This is a genomic window from Kineosporia sp. A_224 (assembly GCF_002198655.1).
Taxonomy (GTDB): domain Bacteria; phylum Actinomycetota; class Actinomycetes; order Actinomycetales; family Kineosporiaceae; genus R-H-3.
Map to the genome: position 1 here is coordinate 50964 of NZ_MWLN01000212.1, position 17896 is coordinate 68859.

Annotated in this window: 17 protein-coding genes and 1 pseudogene; 9 read left to right on the forward strand and 9 right to left on the reverse strand. The window is 74.0% G+C overall.

Annotated elements, in window-relative coordinates; all coding sequences use genetic code 11:
- Positions 1-117 precede the first annotated feature (117 nt).
- From EDJALFJO_RS26765 to EDJALFJO_RS26805, 9 genes are all read right to left on the reverse strand, one after another.
- Positions 118-1086, reverse strand: a complete 969-nt coding sequence (locus EDJALFJO_RS26765) for a hypothetical protein (protein ID WP_143448800.1) — start codon at positions 1084-1086, stop codon at positions 118-120.
- Positions 1087-1346: 260 nt separating this feature from the next.
- Positions 1347-2090, reverse strand: a complete 744-nt coding sequence (locus tag EDJALFJO_RS26770) for an endonuclease/exonuclease/phosphatase family protein (protein WP_088289373.1) — start codon at positions 2088-2090, stop codon at positions 1347-1349.
- A gap of 12 nt (positions 2091-2102) precedes the next feature.
- Positions 2103-3089 (reverse strand): ROK family glucokinase, encoded by a 987-nt coding sequence (locus tag EDJALFJO_RS26775; RefSeq protein WP_088289399.1) that lies wholly within the window; start codon positions 3087-3089, stop codon positions 2103-2105.
- Positions 3090-3178: 89 nt separating this feature from the next.
- On the reverse strand, positions 3179-4123 hold the full coding sequence (locus tag EDJALFJO_RS26780; protein WP_088289374.1) for an ROK family glucokinase: 945 nt from the start codon (positions 4121-4123) through the stop codon (positions 3179-3181).
- A 58-nt stretch (positions 4124-4181) separates the two neighbouring features.
- Positions 4182-4574, reverse strand: coding sequence for a hypothetical protein (locus tag EDJALFJO_RS26785; protein ID WP_143448801.1), 393 nt, complete (start codon positions 4572-4574; stop codon positions 4182-4184).
- The gene (locus EDJALFJO_RS26790; RefSeq protein WP_088289376.1) at positions 4571-5797 is read right to left on the reverse strand and encodes an ArsA family ATPase; all 1227 of its coding nucleotides are present in this window, start codon (positions 5795-5797) and stop codon (positions 4571-4573) included. Before EDJALFJO_RS26790 ends, EDJALFJO_RS26785 begins: the two co-directional genes overlap by 4 nt.
- Positions 5798-5801: 4 nt before the next feature.
- The gene (locus EDJALFJO_RS26795; RefSeq protein WP_088289377.1) at positions 5802-6245 is read right to left on the reverse strand and encodes an SRPBCC family protein; all 444 of its coding nucleotides are present in this window, start codon (positions 6243-6245) and stop codon (positions 5802-5804) included.
- Between the two features lie 64 nt (positions 6246-6309).
- The gene (locus EDJALFJO_RS26800) at positions 6310-6921 is read right to left on the reverse strand and encodes a hypothetical protein (protein WP_088289378.1); all 612 of its coding nucleotides are present in this window, start codon (positions 6919-6921) and stop codon (positions 6310-6312) included.
- 46 nt (positions 6922-6967) lie between these two features.
- On the reverse strand, positions 6968-7333 hold the full coding sequence (locus EDJALFJO_RS26805; RefSeq protein ID WP_143448802.1) for a hypothetical protein: 366 nt from the start codon (positions 7331-7333) through the stop codon (positions 6968-6970).
- A 190-nt stretch (positions 7334-7523) separates the two neighbouring features.
- Between EDJALFJO_RS26805 and EDJALFJO_RS26810 the strand changes: the two genes are divergently transcribed.
- The 9 genes and pseudogenes from EDJALFJO_RS26810 to EDJALFJO_RS26850 form a co-directional block, all read left to right on the forward strand.
- A complete protein-coding gene (locus tag EDJALFJO_RS26810; protein WP_088289380.1) occupies positions 7524-9311 on the forward strand; it encodes a long-chain fatty acid--CoA ligase in 1788 nt (595 codons plus the stop codon).
- 161 nt (positions 9312-9472) lie between these two features.
- A complete protein-coding gene (locus EDJALFJO_RS26815; protein ID WP_088289381.1) occupies positions 9473-9931 on the forward strand; it encodes a TadE family protein in 459 nt (152 codons plus the stop codon).
- Positions 9928-11943, forward strand: coding sequence for a hypothetical protein (locus EDJALFJO_RS26820; protein ID WP_088289382.1), 2016 nt, complete (start codon positions 9928-9930; stop codon positions 11941-11943). The genes EDJALFJO_RS26815 and EDJALFJO_RS26820 overlap by 4 nt, the downstream gene beginning before the upstream one ends.
- A gap of 184 nt (positions 11944-12127) precedes the next feature.
- A complete protein-coding gene (locus EDJALFJO_RS26825) occupies positions 12128-12877 on the forward strand; it encodes an RcpC/CpaB family pilus assembly protein (protein ID WP_088289383.1) in 750 nt (249 codons plus the stop codon).
- Positions 12878-12917: 40 nt separating this feature from the next.
- On the forward strand, positions 12918-14120 hold the full coding sequence (locus tag EDJALFJO_RS26830) for an AAA family ATPase (RefSeq protein ID WP_088289384.1): 1203 nt from the start codon (positions 12918-12920) through the stop codon (positions 14118-14120).
- The gene (locus EDJALFJO_RS26835) at positions 14117-15502 is read left to right on the forward strand and encodes a CpaF family protein (protein ID WP_088289385.1); all 1386 of its coding nucleotides are present in this window, start codon (positions 14117-14119) and stop codon (positions 15500-15502) included. The genes EDJALFJO_RS26830 and EDJALFJO_RS26835 overlap by 4 nt, the downstream gene beginning before the upstream one ends.
- An 8-nt stretch (positions 15503-15510) precedes the next feature.
- The gene (locus tag EDJALFJO_RS26840; RefSeq protein ID WP_143448803.1) at positions 15511-16563 is read left to right on the forward strand and encodes a type II secretion system F family protein; all 1053 of its coding nucleotides are present in this window, start codon (positions 15511-15513) and stop codon (positions 16561-16563) included.
- Position 16564: 1 nt separating this feature from the next.
- Complete coding sequence (locus tag EDJALFJO_RS26845; RefSeq protein ID WP_088289387.1) at positions 16565-17506, forward strand: type II secretion system F family protein; 942 nt, start codon at positions 16565-16567, stop codon at positions 17504-17506.
- Positions 17506-17896: pseudogene (locus tag EDJALFJO_RS26850) on the forward strand (hypothetical protein); the annotation flags it as partial. The gene EDJALFJO_RS26845 and the pseudogene EDJALFJO_RS26850, both read left to right, overlap by 1 nt.

Below are 17896 nucleotides of genomic sequence, written 5' to 3' on the forward strand. Positions count from 1 at the left end.
CAGCGGTCGATGCAGGCGTGTGCACGCCTTGGCGTGCATCCGGCCGCAACCACGTGTGCACCGAATCACGGAGCCGTCCCCAGAGACGTCCCCTGAGCTGCGTCCGCCGCGGGCCCGTCATCGCGGAGCCGGGGCCACGAGGCCGTGACCGACCGGTGCGGCCAGGACCGACGGGCGCGGACGTTGGGCCGCGGCGGCGTACGACCGCTCGATGCGGGCGAGGACGGCCGCCGGTGACCGCGCGATCCGGCGTGGTGTCACACCGACGACGACGATCCCGTACTCCGGGTAGATGCCGTCCGACATCACGGTGTCGTCCCACAGGTCGCCGTCGTGGTACGCGCGGGAGTGCACCTGGACGGCCATCGCGACGTCGTCGAACCAGCCGTCCGGTCGTGGCAGCAGCGTCCCGTCAGGGGCCGACAGGTCCGGGTTCAGCCAGAGCTGCGGAAGCGCACGGCTGCCTCGGCACAGCCGGCCGAGATCGGCCTCGGGCCCGGACCAGGCCCCGGCCTCGGCGTCCTGGAGCGCGTCACGCAGCAGCCGGCTGTCGCGGCGCTGACCGGCCTCGAGCTCGTGCCGGACGTCGTCGAGCCGGACGAGGCCGCGTTGGACCGCCTCGATGACGACGGCGCGCGCGGTCGGCGCGGACCCGCAGTCACGTGCGGCGTCGGCGACCGCCCGTGCCCTGGAGACGAAGGTCAGCGGGCCACGCCGGAACGGGTGCGGATCGGGTCTGGTCGTCCGACGGACGACGACGAACGAGCTCGAGAGCGGGCCGCGGTTCTGCGGGACGAGGACATGGACCGGGTGCTGGGGCGGCACGCAGGTGACTCCGTGCCAGGCCGCCGCCGCGAGCGAGGTGAGCGCTGCACCCGGGCCGGCGTAGAGCAGCGCCGCCACCAGGCGTTGCCGCTCGCTGAGCGGCCCGCGTTGCGCCGCGACCACGCGGGGAAGGACGAGACGCCAGTCACGGCCGAGCCGCCAGGCGAGCGCGGAGCGGCTCAGGCCGGCCGTCGTGAGCTGTGCTCGGGTGGCGAGACCGGCCTGTGCGGCCAAGAGCCGTGCGACGGGATCCGTGGTCATGCGAGCACCGTCGCACCGGGCACCCTCCGCCGGCGTCACACCAGCGCGAGGCTGTGGACAGTGGGACGAACCCGTCGTCTGTGGACGGGACGAGGTCGACCGATCGGCCGAGCGGTCCAGCCGCTCCGTGCAGGCGAGTACCGGGCCCAGGCCGTCACAGCAAGGGTGGTTGCAGACAGCGGCACGCTACGACGTGCAGGGGCCTGCATCCATGGCTGCAGCACCGGTCGACGCAGGTCTGGGCTCTGCCGCTGCTGCTCCTACCCCCGAACCGGCAGCCCCAGCACCGCGACGACCGGCACGTGGTCGCTCGCCGCGCGCACGTCCGCCGGGTCGACCCCGCCGTCCCCGTACCCGAGCACCTCGACCCCGCTCCCGACGAGCACGGCGTCGAGCCGGGATCGCGGTCCCTTCGCGGGGAACGTCGGGGGCGCGCCGGGCGCGGGGTCGCGGACGTCGTCGCCCCACGCCCGCCAGGCCGGGCCGTCGGGGCGCTCGTTGAGGTCGCCGCAGACGACGGGCGGACGACCGGTGCGGCCGAGCAGGTCGACGACGGCCGCGCAGTGCCGCAGCCGCTCGTCGGCGTCCAGGCTCAGGTGCACCGACGCGACGGCGACCCGGCCGGTGCCCGGCAGGCCGACCTCGGCGACGACGGCCCCGCGGGTTCGGGTCGTGCGGCCGCCGACCGGCAGCCGCACCGCCCGGGCGCGCCCCACCTCGGTGCGCAGCGACACGAGCAGGGCGGTCCCGCCCGAGTCGCGGCCGCCCGCCACGTAGAGCAGGCCCGTGGCGCGGGCGAGGGTCGAGGCCTGCCAGCGCGACCCGGGCCGGCGCGGGACCTCCTGGAGGCAGGCGACGTCCGGCTCCAGCGCCCGCAGGACGCGGTGCACGGCGAGCGGGTCGCCGAGCAGGTCGCGGATGTTCCACGAGACGACGCGCAGACCGGCCCGGGTCTGCGCCCCGGCCGTGCCCTCCGCCGTCCTCTCCCCCGTGCCCGCGACCACGTGCGTGCCCGGTCAGCCGACCCGCGCGAGGTCGGCGGCGCCGACGAGGCCCGCCTCGGGCCCGAGGGCCGCCTTGACGATGCGGGGCTCCGGCCGGAACCCGCGGCCGGTCAGGGTGCGCCGGAACGACTCCCGGGCCGGGCGCAGGAGCAGCTCCCCGGCGTCCGAGACGCCGCCGCCGATGACGAACATGCCGGGGTCGAGGGCGGCCGCGAGGTTCGCCAGGCCGATCCCGAGCCAGCGGCCGACCTCCTCGAAGAGCTCGATCGCGACCGGGTCGCCGTCCCGGGCCGCCTCGGTGACGACCGGGCCGACGAGGGCGTCGATGTCGCCGCCGACGCGCTCGACGAGCGGGACGATGACGGGCGACTTGGCCCGGGCCATCTCGCGCGCCTCACGGCCCAGCACGTTCCCGGACGCGTACTGCTCGAGGCACCCGCGGTTGCCGCACTCGCAGCGGTGCCCGTCGGGGACGACGACCATGTGGCCGAACTCGCCGGCCATCCCCCACCGGCCGCGCTGGACGGCACCGTCGAGGACGATGCCCCCGCCGATGCCCGTCCCGAGGGTGACGCAGACGAGGCGGTCCTCGCCCTGGCCGGCGCCGAACCGCCACTCGGCCCAGGCCGCCGCGTTGGCGTCGTTCTCGACGACGACCGGCAGCCCGACCGCGGCCGTCACGGCGTCCCGCAGCGGCTCGTTGCGCCACGCGAGGTGCGGGGCGAACATGACGCGCGACCGGGCCGCGTCGACGAACCCGGCGGCCCCGATGCCCACGGCGACGACCTCGAAGGTCTCGCGGAGCTCCTCGACGACCTCGGTGATCGTGCTCTCGACCGCCTTCGGGCTCTGGGACGGCGTGAGCCGCCGGGCCCGGGCGAGCACCTGCCCGTTCATGTCGACGACCCCGGCGGCGACCTTCGTGCCGCCGATGTCGACACCGACGGAGAACGGCCCCACCGGGTCGGCGACCGGGACCGCCCGGGTGGCCGGCTGCACGTAGAAGGCGCCGAGCGCGTCACCGGTGGCGCTCGCCCGCTCCCGCGGCCCCGTGCCCTCGGCCGGGCGCCCGCCGGCGTAGTCCTCGCTCACGGCTGGCGGGCCAGGTCGGCGGCGCCGATGAGACCGGCGTCGTTGCCGAGCTCGGCGGCCGTGATCGTCAGGTGCGGGCGGTGGGCGGCGCCGACGAGCGCGGTGGCGTACGCGGCACGGGCGGGCCCGAGGAGGAAGTCACCCGCCTCGCTCACGCCGCCGCCGATGACGACGACGGCCGGGTCGAGCACGTTCGCGATGTCGGCGATGCCCTCGCCGAGCCAGCGGCCCGTCTCGGCGAGCAGCGCGCGGGCGGTCAGGTCGCCGTCGACGGCGGCCTGGGTGATCATCCGGCCGTCGATGCCGTCCGGCGTCCCGCCGGCCAGGTCGAGCAGCACCTTCGCGCGGTCCGGCTCGGCGACGGCGAGCGCCCGCGCCTCGCGCACGAGCGCCGAGCCCGAGGTGTACTGCTCCCAGCAGCCGTGGTTGCCGCAGCCGCAGGGCAGCCCGCCGGGGACGATCCGGACGTGCCCGAACTCCCCCGCACCGCCGAAGGCGCCGCGCAGGAGCCGGCCCTCGAGGACGGTCCCGCCGCCGAGGCCGGTGCCGACGGTGATGAGGACGACGTCGGTGACGCCGCGGCCGCCGCCGAACCGGTACTCGCCCCAGGCGGCCGCGTTGGCGTCGTTCTCGACGACGACCCGGACGCCGACGAGCGGCTCGATCGTCGCCTTGAGCGGCCGGTCGGCCATCGGCAGGTTCGGCGCGAACCGCAGGATCGAGCGCTTCTCGTCGACCCAGCCGGCCATCGCGAGCCCGACCGCGGTCACCGTGTGGCGGGCGGTGAGGCGGCGGACCGCCTCGACGATGCCGGCCTCGACGGTCTCGGCCGTGGCACCGGGTGTGCCGACCCGCACCTTCTCCAGGACCCGGCCGTCGGGGTCGACGACGCCTGCGGCGATCTTCGTCCCGCCGACGTCGACTCCGATGGTCAGGTCCACGGGTGCCACCCTCTCCTCGGTCCGCCGGTGGGGCCCGGCCAAAGCATCGCCATGGACCCTAGTCGGTGACGACGATCGGCTCGACGCACGGTTCCTCCCGGGGCGTCGGCGGCGGCGGTGCCGCGTCCTGCGCCCCGGCCACCACCTCGCGCCAGGCGTTCGCGAGCTCGGCGGCGGCGAGGGCGAGGTGCTCGACGGCCTCGGGGCGCAGGGTCCGGACGGCGGCGATCACCCGGCAGACCGGGCAGGCCCGGCACTCCGGGCCGGTGTGCGCCGCGCCCTGCGCGTCGGCGCCCACGCCCAGGAACGCGGACGCCGCGTCCGCGGCGCGGTCCCGGACGCCGTCCGCGTCGCGCAGCGCCTCGACGAGCCGCAGCGCCTCGTCGACGAGCCGGCGGCCGGCGTCGCCCGCTGCGCTGCCGGCGCCGCTGCCCTCGGGAGCGGCCGTCACAGCGGCCGCCACAGCTCGGGGTCGGGCTCGAAGCGCACCCGCAGCCGGCCGTCGCGCAGGTGCGCCCCGACGACGCGGCACCGGCGCAGGGCGCTCGGCAGCGCGATGACCCGCCGCGCCGACCCGACGCCGACGAGCAGGTCGTCGCCGCGGCGTCCGAGCTCGAGGTCCTCGCGGCGGGCGAGCGGCAGGTCCAGGACGAGGACGAACTCCGGCCCGGACCGCTCGACGCGCAGCGGCGCCTCCCCGGTCGGCTCCGCGAGCAGGGCCCGGGCCGAGGCGGCCCCGGCCGGGCCGTAGAGGGTCTCGCCGAGGTCGGCGAGCGCCGCGGCGCCGACCGGCTCGGCGGCCGCGTAGGGCACCGTGAGCACCGGCACCGGCGCGAACGACGACCCGACCTCGGCCAGCCGGACGGCCTGCGCCGCGGCCCACCCGGAGCGCCACGCGTCCTCGCCCTGGGCGGGGATGACCCGGTTGGCGACGACGCCGTCGACCCGGTAGCCGTGCAGCGCCAGCGAGGTCCAGGTCCGCCGGGCCTCCGCGACGACGACCGTCTCGGGGGTGAGCACGAGCCGCACGGACGTCGCGGTGTCCGTGAGGACCTCGCGGACCCCGTTCAGCTCGGCGTGCAGCCGCTCGGCCGCCTCGACGACCGAGTCCCGCGGCACCGGGACGCCGCCGCGCCGCGCCGTCCGCCCGGCCGTGCCTGCGCCCCGCCCGGCGGACAGCGCACGCAGGACCCGCCGCTCGACGGGCAGCATCCGGTCCAGGTAGCGGCTCAGCGCCTCGGGGAGCGCGAGCAGCCGCAGCGTCTCGGCGGTCGGTGCGCAGTCGAGGACGACGAGGTCCCACGGGCCGCCGCGGACCTGGTCGCGCACCTCGAGCAGCGCGAGCACCTCCTCGGCCCCGGGCAGCACGGTGAGCTCCTCGGCGGCGACCGGGTCGACGCCGAGCGCGTCGAGGACGCCGATGAGGTACTCCTGCACCTCGCGCCAGGACTGCTCGCCCCGGGCCCGGGCGTCGACCTGCTGGGCGAACAACCCGTCGGCCACCTCGGTCGGCGTGCTGCCGACCGGCGCCGCGAGCGCGTCGCCGAGCGAGTGCGCGGCGTCCGTCGACGCCACCAGGGTCTTGACCCCGCACCGGGCCGCGTGGACGGCGGTCGCCGCGGCGACGGTCGTCTTGCCGACGCCGCCCTTGCCGGTCAGGAGGAGCAGGCGCAAGTGGTCAGCCCTCGACCCGCTTCTTCAGCTCGTTGAGGGCGGTGTCGATGATGACCTTCTCCGCCTTGCGGCGGAGCATGCCGAGCATCGGCACCCGCAGGTCGACCGCGAGGGTGTACGTCACCTCGGTGCCGGACCCGTTCTCCCGCAACCGGTACGAGCCGTCCATCGCCTTGAGGACCGTCGCCTCGACGAGGTTCCAGGACACCGTCCCGGTGCCGTTCTCGTCGACGTCCCACTCGTAGGCGAGGGTGTAGGTGTCCTTGAGCACGCCCGCGTCGAGGGTGAACCGGACCTGGCTCGCCCAGCCGTCCTCGTACTCCTCGACGACGTCGGCCGCCTGCACCGCACCGGTCCACTCGGGGTAGGCGTCGAAGTCGGCGATCACGTCGAGGACGTCGCCGGGGGCCGCCACGACGACGATGCTCGACTCGGTGCGGTCGGCCATGTGGGCTCCTCGCGGGACGACGGGGCGGAGTGCTCGGGCAGGCGGGCGTTCGCAGGCTACCGCCTCACAGGTGCGCGCGACCGCTGTGCGCGGCGAGCGCCCCTGCGACGGCGGCGAGGTCGGCGAGCCAGACGTCGTGCGGCCCCGGCGGCAGGATCTCGTCCCACTCGACGGCGTAGGACCCGAGCACCTGGGGCAGCCGGGCGGGCCGGGCGACGAACCAGGTGTGCAGGTGCGCCGAGCCGTCGCCCCAGCGGTTGACGTGGGCCCGGCCGACGCCGTCGAGCGCCTCGATCGCCCGGCACAGCCGCGCCGCGAGGACGCCGAACTCGGCGGCGAGGTCGTCGTCCATGTCGGCGAAGTCGAGGTGCGCCTTCGCGTTGAGCCACACCAGGAGCGGCAGCCCCGTCGGCGCGTCGGGGCGGGTCACGGTCCACCGGTCGTTCTCCCAGATCGGTGTTCCCCTGCCCTGGCAGAGGAAGCAGTCGTCGGGGTCCTCCCCGCGGCGGGGCGGCTCGGCGTCCAGCGGCGCAGCGAGCGGCCTCGGCACGACGCGGCCGTCGACCGCGTCCCAGGGGAAGATCTCCCACTCGTGCAGCGGCGGGGCGGGCAGCCGGCCGTCGGGTCCGGCGGCGGCGACGGCTCGGGCGTGGATGTCCTCGGCGGGCTCGGCCATCGCCCGATCCTGGCAGACGCGGTTCCCCGCGGCCCACGCACCGGGGTCAGAGCAGGGTGCCGACCACGACCATGACGAGCAGCAGGACGGCGACCAGCCCGACGCCCGCGCCGAGCGCGACCGCGGCGCGGCCGCCGGCCGACCCGGTCCGGGCGACGAGCCCGGGAAGACCCGCCCCCCGCTCGGTCTCGGCGAGCCGCTGCGCCCACTCGGCGGCGAGCGCCTCGGCCTGCTCGGGGGTCAGCTCCGTCGTCGCGGGGAGGTCCGTCGGGAGGGCACGGGCACGGCGGCCGGAGGGCCGCCGCACGGTCCCGGGGCGCGCCGCGCGCAGGTCCGTGTGGCACTGCCCGCACCAGACGACGCCGTCGCGCAGCCGGGCCGCGCACACGGGGCACCTCGTCGCGGCGGTCACGCACTGATGTGTCGGCGTCCAGGTGCCGGGTCTTGACCCGCGGACCCGAAGCGGACCGGGGCCGCTCGGGTACTGACCGCTACGCGTCGGGGTGGATATCGTCGTGCGGACGGGCACACGCGGTGACCGGCACCGCACCGACCTCACCTAGCATCGTCCGCCTGCCCACCACCCGTCGCGAGGAGTCCCCGTGCGCGAGTCCAGCGTCCCGGCGATCGTCACCCCTGACCCGCAGGACAACCTCACCGACCTCGTCGTCCGGGCGGTGCAGGAGCGCCCGTCGTCCGTGATGTTCTCCCGCCGCGTCGACGGCGTCTGGCAGGACGTCACGGCCGAGCAGTTCGGCTCCGAGGTCGTCGCGCTCGCGAAGGGCCTCGTGGCGGGCGGCGTCCGGCCCGGTGACCGCGTCGCGATCATGTCCAAGACCCGCTACGAGTGGACGCTCGCCGACTTCGCGATCTGGTCCGCCGGCGCGGTGACCGTGCCGATCTACGAGACGTCGTCCGCGGAGCAGGTGTCCTGGATCCTCTCCGACTCCGGCGCGGTCGCGGTCTTCGCCGAGACGGCGGGCCACACCTCGACCGTTGCGCACGTCCGCGACACCCTGCCCGCGCTGCGCGAGGTGTGGACGATCGACGACGGTGCGGTCGACGCCCTCGTGGCCGCCGGCGGCGACGTCGAGGACGCCGAGATCACCCGCCGCCGGCGCAGCCTCGACGGCGCGTCGGTCGCGACGATCATCTACACGTCGGGGACGACGGGCCGCCCCAAGGGCTGCGAGCTGACGCACGCGAACTTCGGCGACCTCGCGGCGAACGCGGTCGCCCGGCTCGGCAACGTCGTCTCCGTCGAGGGTGCGAGCACCCTGCTCTTCCTGCCGCTGGCGCACGTCTTCGCCCGGTTCATCCAGGTCCTCGCGGTCGCGTCCGGTGCCCGGCTCGGGCACACCGCCGACGTGAAGAACCTCATCGAGGATCTCGGCGGCTTCCGCCCGACCTTCGTGCTCGCCGTCCCCCGGGTCTTCGAGAAGATCTACAACTCCGCCGAGGCGAAGGCCGAGGCGGGCGGCAAGGGCAAGATCTTCCACGCCGCGGCCGACACGGCGATCGCATGGAGCCAGGCCGTCGACACCGGCCGGGTGCCCTTGACGCTCAAGGCCCGGCACGCGCTGTTCGACCGGCTCGTCTACGGGAAGCTGCGGGCCACGCTCGGCGGCCAGGTGCAGTACGCGGTCTCCGGCGGCGCCCCGCTCGGCACCCGGCTCGGCCACTTCTTCCGCGGCGTCGGCGTGACGGTCCTCGAGGGCTGGGGCCTCACCGAGACGACCGCGCCGGCAACGGTGAACACCCCCGAGAAGATCAAGATCGGCACGGTCGGCCTGCCGCTGCCCGGGGTCACGGTCAAGGTCGCGGACGACGGCGAGCTCCTCGTCAAGGGCGTCAACGTCCTGCGGGGCTACTTCAACAACCCGACGGCGACGGCGGACTGCCTCGACGACGGCTGGTTCCACACCGGTGACCTCGGCGAGATCGACTCCGACGGGTACGTCCGGATCACCGGGCGCAAGAAGGAGATCATCGTCACCGCGGGCGGCAAGAACGTCGCGCCGAGCATCCTCGAGGACCGGCTCCGGGCCCATGCCCTCGTCTCCCAGTGCATGGTCGTCGGCGACCAGCGGCCGTTCATCGCCGCCCTCGTCACGCTCGACGCCGAGATGCTCCCCACCTGGCTCGCGAACAGCGGCAAGCCGCCGATGGACGTCGCGGCCGCCGCCCAGGACCCCGACGTGCGGGCCGAGGTGCAGCGCGCGGTCGACCACGCGAACCAGGCCGTGAGCAAGGCCGAGTCGATCCGCTCCTTCGTCGTGCTCGACACCGACTTCACCGAGGCGGGCGGCCACCTCACCCCCAAGCTCAGCCTCAAGCGGCAGGTCGTCCTCAAGGAGTTCGCCGAGCAGATCGAGAAGATCTACTCGTAGTCACGTCCCGGTTCGTCCCGGCGAGAACCGATTCGCGCCGCTTATCACAATCACCCTGACTCCGACAAGACGACGGACAAGGGCTCCCCCCGTGAGGCACACTGTCGGCGGATCACGGGGGCGTGTTCCAGGCGCGGATCGTGAAGAGCGGGTGACGACGGATGGGCCGCAGGGGTGCGTTGCGGCGCGGCTGCTGTGCTGCCGCGCGCCGTGACCGCGGCGCCGCGGCCGTGGAGTTCGCCCTCGTCGCCCTGCCGCTGTTCCTGATCCTGTTCGGGATCATCCAGTACGGGTTCCTCTTCTACGAGGTCCAGGGCGCGGCCTCGGCCGCCAAGGACGGCGCCCGCGCCGCCTCCCTGGGGATCGAGGACTGCGGCACCTGGCAGGACTGGACCCTGGCCAGGGCGGAGGGCAACGGCGTCGGGGCAACCCTGTCACCGACCGTCGGGGCGACCTTCGAGACCCGCGACAACGGCGACCCGACGGTGACCGTGACGCTGTCGTTCGCACCGCGCCAGATCGTGCCGCTCGTGCCGGTGCCGGACACCGTGGAGCGCACCGCCCAGGCCGACGTCGAGAACTTCCTCGTGGGCGGCGTCGCCGACGAGTGCCTGCCATGAAGCGGGCGATGGGCCGCCGCCCCGCACGCGGCGACGACGACGCGGGTGCGGTGGCGATCCTCGTCGCGGTCCTCACCTCGGCCGTGCTCCTCACCGTCGGCGCCCTCACCGTGGACCTCGGGTCGGCCTGGGCGGAACGGGTCGGCCTGCGGAGCGTGGCGGAGTCCGCCGCCCTCGCTGCCGCGGCACTCCTCCCGGAGGACCCCCGCACTCCCTCCGGCGACCTGCCCATGGACCTCAGGTCGGACGTCGTCGCAGCAGCGGTCCGGGTGCTGTGCGCCGACGGCAACCGACGCCCGCAGTGGGACGACGCCGCCGTCTGCCCCTTGGACCCCCAGGACGCGGACTGGCCGGTGAACACGGGGCTGGACGGTGTCGACCTCTCTGACGGAGCCGTGGTCGTGGAGCGGGCCGAGCAGAACGCCTACCCGGACCTCACGGCGGGCCAGCTCCCCTGGGTGGTGCGCGTCGTCACGCCGCCCGTGCGGGTCGACTTCGGCCTGGCCCGCGCCGGCGGGGTGGACCACGTCGACGTCCAGGCGGCCGGAGGTGCCCGGCGAGGACTCCAGATCCCGCTGGACGCGCTCTACGCCGACACACCGTTCTCGGTCTCGCCCTACTACCTGACCGTGCAGGACCTCGAGGACGCGTCGGCGAGCAGGCTGATGTGCCTGCGGACCACCCCCTTGCCGGCCGTCGGGCCCGACCCGCTCCCCGACCCTCCGGACCAGGCACCGCAGACACCACCGCCCTCCGTCTTCTCCTTCGACGCGCTCGACCAGGACACGCTCGACGTCCTGACACCCAAGACACTGAAGCTCACGGGGGTCCGACTGGGTGCCGTGCCGCCACCCGCCGAGGGCGGAGAGATCGTCCCGGTCCCGCCGGTGACGGTGTACATCGGCGACGGCACCGACCGCCACGCCGCCACCACGACCAAGGTCAAGTACGACCCGGGCACGACCACGTACGAGGTGGAGGTCACGACCCCGGACCTCACCGACTCCCCCCGGTACGGCGCGGTCTGGGTCTGGTTCGAGTACGACGACCCGGCCTTCGCCACGGGCACCGGCGACCCGCCCGTCTCGAACGCCCTCGGGCTCACCTACCCGCAGGACCCGGACCCGGTCCGGACGACCTCCCGCTACGACTGCGACTCGGGGACCGACGGCCGTGGCCTCGTCGCCGCTCCCGCAGGCGACGGCACCGTCCGTGACACGGTCGGGAGCGTCCGGGACGGGCTGGTGCCACGGGTGCACCCGTTCGGCTCCTGGCCACGTGCGCAGCAGGCCCCTCTGACGGACGAGGACTGCTACGACTACGCGGGTGTCAACGACGCCCTGGTCCGTCCTGAGAGCACCGACGTCGGCGACGACGATGTCAACTGTGTCCCGATTCGCGAGGGGAGCGGCATCGCCCCCGAGGACCTGACAGCGGCCTGGCTCGGGACGGAGGGCCCGCCAGCCGTCGTCGGCCGGCTGCAACGTGACGAGGGCTGCTCCGACGAGCGGCGCACCCTGCCCGGCCGGACCGGGACGTTCGACAGGACGAGCCTGTTCACCCGCTCCCACCACCTCGTCACCCCCGGCGTGGACACCTCGGCGCTCCGCGCCCGCATCAGCGCCGGGCAGGCACCCGACGCCGCGCTGCGCAACCAGATCACGCCGAAGGTCTTCCTCTGCCCGCGGCTGCTGCTCGTCCCGGTGCTCGACGTCACCCGCCCGGTCTCCGGCGCCGGGCACCACGCGGTGGTCGGGATGACCTACTTCTGGGTCACCGGCCCCCGGGACTTCCGTCGGCCCAGCACCTACCGGGGGCTCGTCACGACGGACGACACCAGGCTCGTCGTGGGGATCAGCGGGTGGATCATTGACCCGCTCTACGTCCAGGGCGGCGACTGGGTCGCCCACACGCAGAGCCCCGACGACGCCCTGCCGATGGCGGTGCCGAAGCGCGCTGTGCTCGTCAGGACCCCGTGCGACGGCCACCCCGACAGCAGTGAGTGCTCATAGTGACCAGACCATCACTGAGTAGCCCGTGGCCGTCTGCCGTTCGCGGTAACGTCACGACGGGCCCCGGACGACGGCGAACCGGCTGCGCTCGCGGGGCGACTCCCTAGTACTCCCCCCGGCACTGCGGGGTGCACCAGGACCGACGACGACCGACCCGACCACGACGACCGAGAGGCACACACCGATGGGACGCCGCACCCTCCTGCTGGTCGCAGCAGTACTGCTCGCTGCGATCGGCACCGGCGTGCTGTTCCTCTACGTGAGCTCCGCCGGCGGCTCGTTCCGGGGCGGTTCCGGCAGCAGCGACGGCACCGTCGACGTCGTCGCCCCGACGACTGCGCTGGCGGCGGGGACGACCATCGACGACACGGTCCGGTTCCAGCTCGTCCGGGTCGACCGCGCCCTCGCGGAGCAGGCCGGGATGATCGGGAAGGTCAGCGCGCTCCAGGGTCTGGTGGCCAACCAGCCCCTCGCGGCCCTCGTCCCCGTGACCTCGGCCCAGTTCGGCGGTGCCATCAAGCAGTCGACCGATCTGGGGCTCCCGCCGAAGGACCAGATGGCCATCACGCTCGAGGTCGAGGACCCCGCCCGCGTCTCGAGCTTCCTGCGCCCGGGCTCGCGGGTCGCGGTCTTCGTCGTCGACCCCGAGACCAGGCCGACCGCGAAGCGGCACGAGGCACGCCTGGTCCTCACGGACGTCGTCGTCCTGACGATCGGGACGAGCGGCACGATCGTCAACCGGAGCACCGCCACCACCGGCGCCGGTTCGAACTCGCGCGGGTCCCAGTCCCTCGTGACGTTCCAGGTCAACCAGCGCCAAGCGGGCCAGCTCCTCGTCGCCGCCGCCGAGGGTGACATCCATCTGACGCTCCTCGGCGCCGGGACGACCCCGACCCTCGAGTCCTTCGACCAGGACGACATCCGCGTCCCCTGACCGTCCGCCCGCCCGACACCATCCCCTGGAGCCGCCCACCATGACGACGATCTGCGACCTCGACCCGACGACGGCAGAAGCCCTCCGCGGCGCCGTCGGGGAGGCGCGCGTCGTCACGTCCCTGGAGCAGCTGCGGATCGTCCTCGACACCGACGTCTACGAGGACGTCGTCGTCCTCGGACCGTCCGTCGACCCCGGTTCGGCCTTCCGGCTCGCTGCGGCGCTGCGGATCTCCCGCCCCACGCTGTCGCTCATCCTCGTCCGGCAGCGCATCGACACCAGCCTGCTCGCGGAGGCGATGCGCGCGGGGATCCGCGACGTCGTCGACGAGCGCGACCTCTACCGGCTCAACGCGTCCGTGCGGCAGTCGCAGTCGTTCTCCGCCGCGCTGCGCGAGTCAGCCGCCCCGGCGGGCGGCGACGGAGCCCCCGGTCCTCGTGGCAAGATCGTCACGGTCTTCTCGGCCAAGGGCGGCTGCGGCAAGACCACCCTCGCGACGAACCTCGCGGCGACGCTCGCCGACCGCGGCCGCCGCCAGGTGTGCCTCGTCGACCTCGACCTCGCGTTCGGCGACGTCGCGATCGCGCTCCAGCTCTTCCCCGCGCACACGATTGCGGACGCCGTCCCACTCGCGGACGTCGACTTCACCGCCGTCCAGGCGCTGCTCACCCCGCACTCCCCCGGCCTGACGACGCTCGTCGCCCCTGTCGAGCCGGGCAGCGCGGAGTCGATCCCCGCCTCGCTCGTCGCGCACATCCTCGAGCTGCTCCGCCAGCACTTCGACTACGTCGTCGTCGACACCCCGCCGGCCTTCGACGACCAGGTGCTCGCCGCGTTCGACCTCTCCGACGTCGTCGCGCTCATCGCGACCCTCGACATCCCGGCGCTGAAGAACCTCAAGCTGACGCTCGAGACGATGGCGCTGCTCAACTACCCGCGCGAGCGCTGGCGCATCGTCCTCAACCGCGCCGACTCCAAGGTCGGGCTCGCGATCGGCGAGGTCGAGAAGACGCTCCGCGCGCCGATCTCCGTGGAGATCCCGAGCTCGCGCGACGTCCCGGCGTCGATCAACCGCGGCGTCCCGATCGCCCTCGACGACCCCCGGCACCCGGTGAGCCTGGCGATCCGGGAGTTCGCCGACCGGCACGTCCTCGGGGGCGCGCCGTCCGTGCCGCCAGACACCGCCGTCCCGCCCGACCTGCGCAAAGACCGCCGCGGGTTCTTCCGTAGGAGGCCGTCGTGACCCTTGCAGACCGCCTGGCCCAGGCCCGCAACGACCGGACCCAGGTCGCCTCGCCCGTCGGCGCCGGGAACGGCCCGGCGAAGGGCGGCCGTCCCGGGGTCGTCGACGTCTTCGGCGAGCTGCGCCGACAGGTGCACACGGCCCTGCTCGACACGCTCGGGCCGACGTTGTACGACTCCAAGATCCAGCCCGACGAGCTCGAGCAGCGGGTCCGGCAGACCCTCCAGGAGGTGCTCGCGACCGGCGACACCCCGCTGACGGCCGCGGACCGGGCGCGGATCGCCCAGGAGATCGCCGACGACATCCTCGGCTACGGCCCGATCGAGCCGTACCTGCGCGACGTCGACGTCACCGAGATCATGGTCAACGGGCCGCACCAGATCTTCGTCGAGCGCGGCGGCCGGCTCTACCCGGTCCAGGGGCAGTTCACCGACGAGGACCACCTCCGCCGCACCATCGACAAGATCGTCGCCAGGGTCGGCCGTCGTGTCGACGAGTCGAGCCCGATGGTCGACGCGCGCCTGCCCGACGGCAGCCGGGTCAACGCCGTCGTGCCGCCGCTCGCCGTCGACGGCTCGCTCCTGACGATCCGGAAGTTCGCCGCCGAGGCGCTCCAGGTCGACGACCTCATCTCCTTCGGGACCCTGCCCCGGCACGTCGCGGTCTTCCTCGCGGCATGCGTGCTCGGCCGGTCGAACATCCTCGTGAGCGGCGGCACCGGCGCGGGCAAGACGACGACGCTCAACGTCCTCTCGAGCTTCATCCCCGCCGACGAGCGGGTCGTGACGATCGAGGACGCCGCGGAGCTCCAGCTCCACCAGGACCACGTGCTGCGCCTGGAGTCCCGCCCGCCGAACATCGAGGGCAAGGGCGAGGTGAAGATCCGCGACCTCGTCCGCAACGCGCTGCGGATGCGGCCCGACCGGATCGTCGTCGGCGAGATCCGGGACGCCGCGGCGCTCGACATGCTCCAGGCGATGAACACCGGACACGACGGCTCGATCTGCACCGTCCACGCGAACAGCCCCCGCGACGTCGTGTCCCGGGTGGAGACGATGGTTCTCATGGCCGGGATGGATCTGCCGATGCGGGCCGTCCGGGAGCAGATCGCCGGCGCCGTGGACCTCATCGTCCACCAGTCCCGGTTCCGGGACGGCTCCCGCCGGGTCACGCACGTCACCGAGGTCGTCGGCATGGAGGGCGAGGTCATCACCCTCCAGGACATCTTCGTCTTCGACCACCGGGCCGGGGTCGACGAGCACGGCCGGGTGCTCGGCGAGCTTCGTGCGACCGGCCTGCGCCCCACCTTCCTGGAGGAGCTCACGGCCCAGGGCATCCAGGTCGACCCTGCGACCTTCATGCCTCCCGGCGGTCAGTGGTGAGCGCGGCCGTGTCGAGCCCGCTCGGAGCGACGCTCCTGGGGCAGCCCACGAACAGTCGCAGCTTCCTCGTCGCGGGGCTCATCCTCGTCTTCCTCGGCCTCGCGACCGCCGCCGCGGTCGTCATCGGGATGGTCACCCGGGCCCAGACCCCGGCCGAGCAGATGCAGCGCAAGCTGTCGATCTACACCCTCGCCGGGCGCCCGACCGCTCGTCGGGGCCCGACCGCCGCTCCGGTCACCCCGTCGGTGCTCGGCGACACCGCGCTCGCCCGTTCGGCGGTGGAGCTCGCCGGCCGGGTCACCCGCAGCCGCGGTCTGGACACCTCCGTCGATGCCCAGCTCGAGGCGGCCGGGCTGCCGCTGCGGACCGCGGAGTGGCTGCTCATCCAGGTCGGCGTGGCGGTCGGGATCTCGGTCGTCTTCCTCGTGGTCTCCGGGGGCAGCCTGCTCGCGACGTTGCTCGGCCTCGTGCTCGGTCTCACCGGCCCGTGGATCCTCCTCACGATCCGGCGCGACCAGCGGGAGAGCGCGTTCCTCACCCAGCTCCCCGACACCCTGCAGCTCATCGCCGGCAGCCTCCAGGCCGGGCACTCGCTGCCCCAGTCGCTGGACACCGTCGTCCGCGAGGGCCGGCCGCCGATGTCCACCGAGTTCAACCGGGCCCTCATCGAGACCCGCCTGGGCCGGACCGTCGAGGACGCCCTCGACGGCATCGCGGCCCGGACGGCGAGCGACGACTTCTCGTGGGTCGTCATGGCGATCCGGGTGCAGCGCGAGGTCGGCGGCAACCTCGCGGAGCTCCTCCAGACCGTCGGCGACACGATCCGGGAGCGTCAGCGGCTGCGCCGCCAGGTCAAGGTGCTCTCCGCCGAAGGGCGCCTCTCGGCATGGATCCTCGGCTCGATGCCCGTCGTGTTCGCGATCTACCTCGTGCTCGTGAAGCCGAACTACATCCAGCCGATGTTCCGTGAGGGCATCGGGCTGCTGATGATCGGACTCGCGGCCCTCCTTCTCGCCGTCGGCGCGTTCTGGATCAGTCGGGCCGTCAAGGTGGAGGTCTGACATGCTCAGCGCGAACCTGCTGCTCGCGATCGGTCTCCTGCTGGTCTTCCTCGCGCTCACCTGCACGTTCACCTGGGTCGCGTTGCGCATGGTCGGCCCGTCGGGCGTCGAGCGGTCGCTCGCCGCGATCGGTCAGGTCGCCGCTCCCCGCGACCTGCGGGCGCAGCAGCTCCAGCGCCCCTTCTCGGAGCGCGTCGTCGACCCGCTGCTCACCTCGTTCGTGCAGGTCGGCCACCGCTTCACACCGGACGACCGGGTGCTCCGGATCCGCCGCAGGCTCGACCTCGCCGGCAACCCCGTGGGCTGGGACGCCGACCGCATCCTCGGCCTCAAGGCGCTCGGCGGCCTCGTCGGCGCGGTCCTCGGGCTGTTCGGGGCGCTGGTCCTCGGCGGCGGTCCGCTCTGGCTGCTCGTGGCGACCGTCGTCGTCGGCCTGCTCGGGTGGGCGGTCCCCTCGCTGTGGCTCTACCAGACCGCCCACGACCGGTCGGAACGGCTGCGCCGCGACCTCCCGGACGCCATGGACCTCCTGACGATCTCGGTCGAGGCCGGCATGGCGTTCGACGCCGCCGTCGCCCAGGTCGCCCGCAAGACGGCGGGCCCGGTCGCGCAGGAGTTCACCCGGATGCTTCAGGAGATGCAGATCGGGACCGGGCGGATGCAGGCCCTGCGTGCGCTCGCCGACCGCTCGGACGTCCCTGAGCTCCAGTCGTTCGTGGGCGCTATGGTCCAGGCAGACGCTTTCGGCATCCCGGTCGCGAGCGTCCTGCGGGTCCAGTCGAAGGAGACGCGGACCAAGCGCAGCCAGCGCGCGGAGGAGGCAGCGCAGCGGGTGCCGATCAAGATCCTGCTCCCGCTCATCTTCTGTATCCTTCCGTGTCTGTTCATCATCATCCTGGGCCCGGCGGTGATCACCATCCTGCAGAACCTGAAAGGTCTCTGATGGCTCGGCTCCTCGTCGTGTCCCGGTCCATGGCGCTCGCGCTCCGACTGGCGGACTCGCACGAGGTCGTCGAGCACCCCGCCGAGGCGCTGGACTCCCTGGACCCGGACGGCCAGATCGACGTCGTCGTCCTCGACGTCGGCGAGCCGGCGACCGCGGTGTCGGTGCTCGACACCCTCCGGCGGCGCGGCAGCGCCGTGCCGGTCCTCATCGTGTCCGGGTACCAGCCGGCCTGGGCCGGGCTCGCCGCGCTCGACCTGCCCGGTGTCGTCGTCGTACCCCTGCCGATCACCCGGACGGCGCTCCTCACCGGGATCGAGCGGCTGGAGTCCGGCCCAGGCCGGCTGGTACCCGGACACGATGAGGACCGGCACGGCGCTGCCGCGCCGC

Excerpts from the sequence above, each read along its gene's own strand:
- EDJALFJO_RS26830 (WP_088289384.1), top strand. The coding sequence starts at position 12,918 with ATGACGACGATCTGCGACCTCGACCCGACGACGGCAGAAGCCCTCCGC.
- EDJALFJO_RS26825 (WP_088289383.1), top strand. The coding sequence starts at position 12,128 with ATGGGACGCCGCACCCTCCTGCTGGTCGCAGCAGTACTGCTCGCTGCG.
- EDJALFJO_RS26800 (WP_088289378.1), bottom strand. The coding sequence starts at position 6,921 with ATGGCCGAGCCCGCCGAGGACATCCACGCCCGAGCCGTCGCCGCCGCC.
- EDJALFJO_RS26795 (WP_088289377.1), bottom strand. The coding sequence starts at position 6,245 with ATGGCCGACCGCACCGAGTCGAGCATCGTCGTCGTGGCGGCCCCCGGC.
- EDJALFJO_RS26815 (WP_088289381.1), top strand. The coding sequence starts at position 9,473 with ATGGGCCGCAGGGGTGCGTTGCGGCGCGGCTGCTGTGCTGCCGCGCGC.
- EDJALFJO_RS26845 (WP_088289387.1), top strand. The coding sequence starts at position 16,565 with ATGCTCAGCGCGAACCTGCTGCTCGCGATCGGTCTCCTGCTGGTCTTC.
- EDJALFJO_RS26765 (WP_143448800.1), bottom strand. The coding sequence starts at position 1,086 with ATGACCACGGATCCCGTCGCACGGCTCTTGGCCGCACAGGCCGGTCTC.
- EDJALFJO_RS26820 (WP_088289382.1), top strand. The coding sequence starts at position 9,928 with ATGAAGCGGGCGATGGGCCGCCGCCCCGCACGCGGCGACGACGACGCG.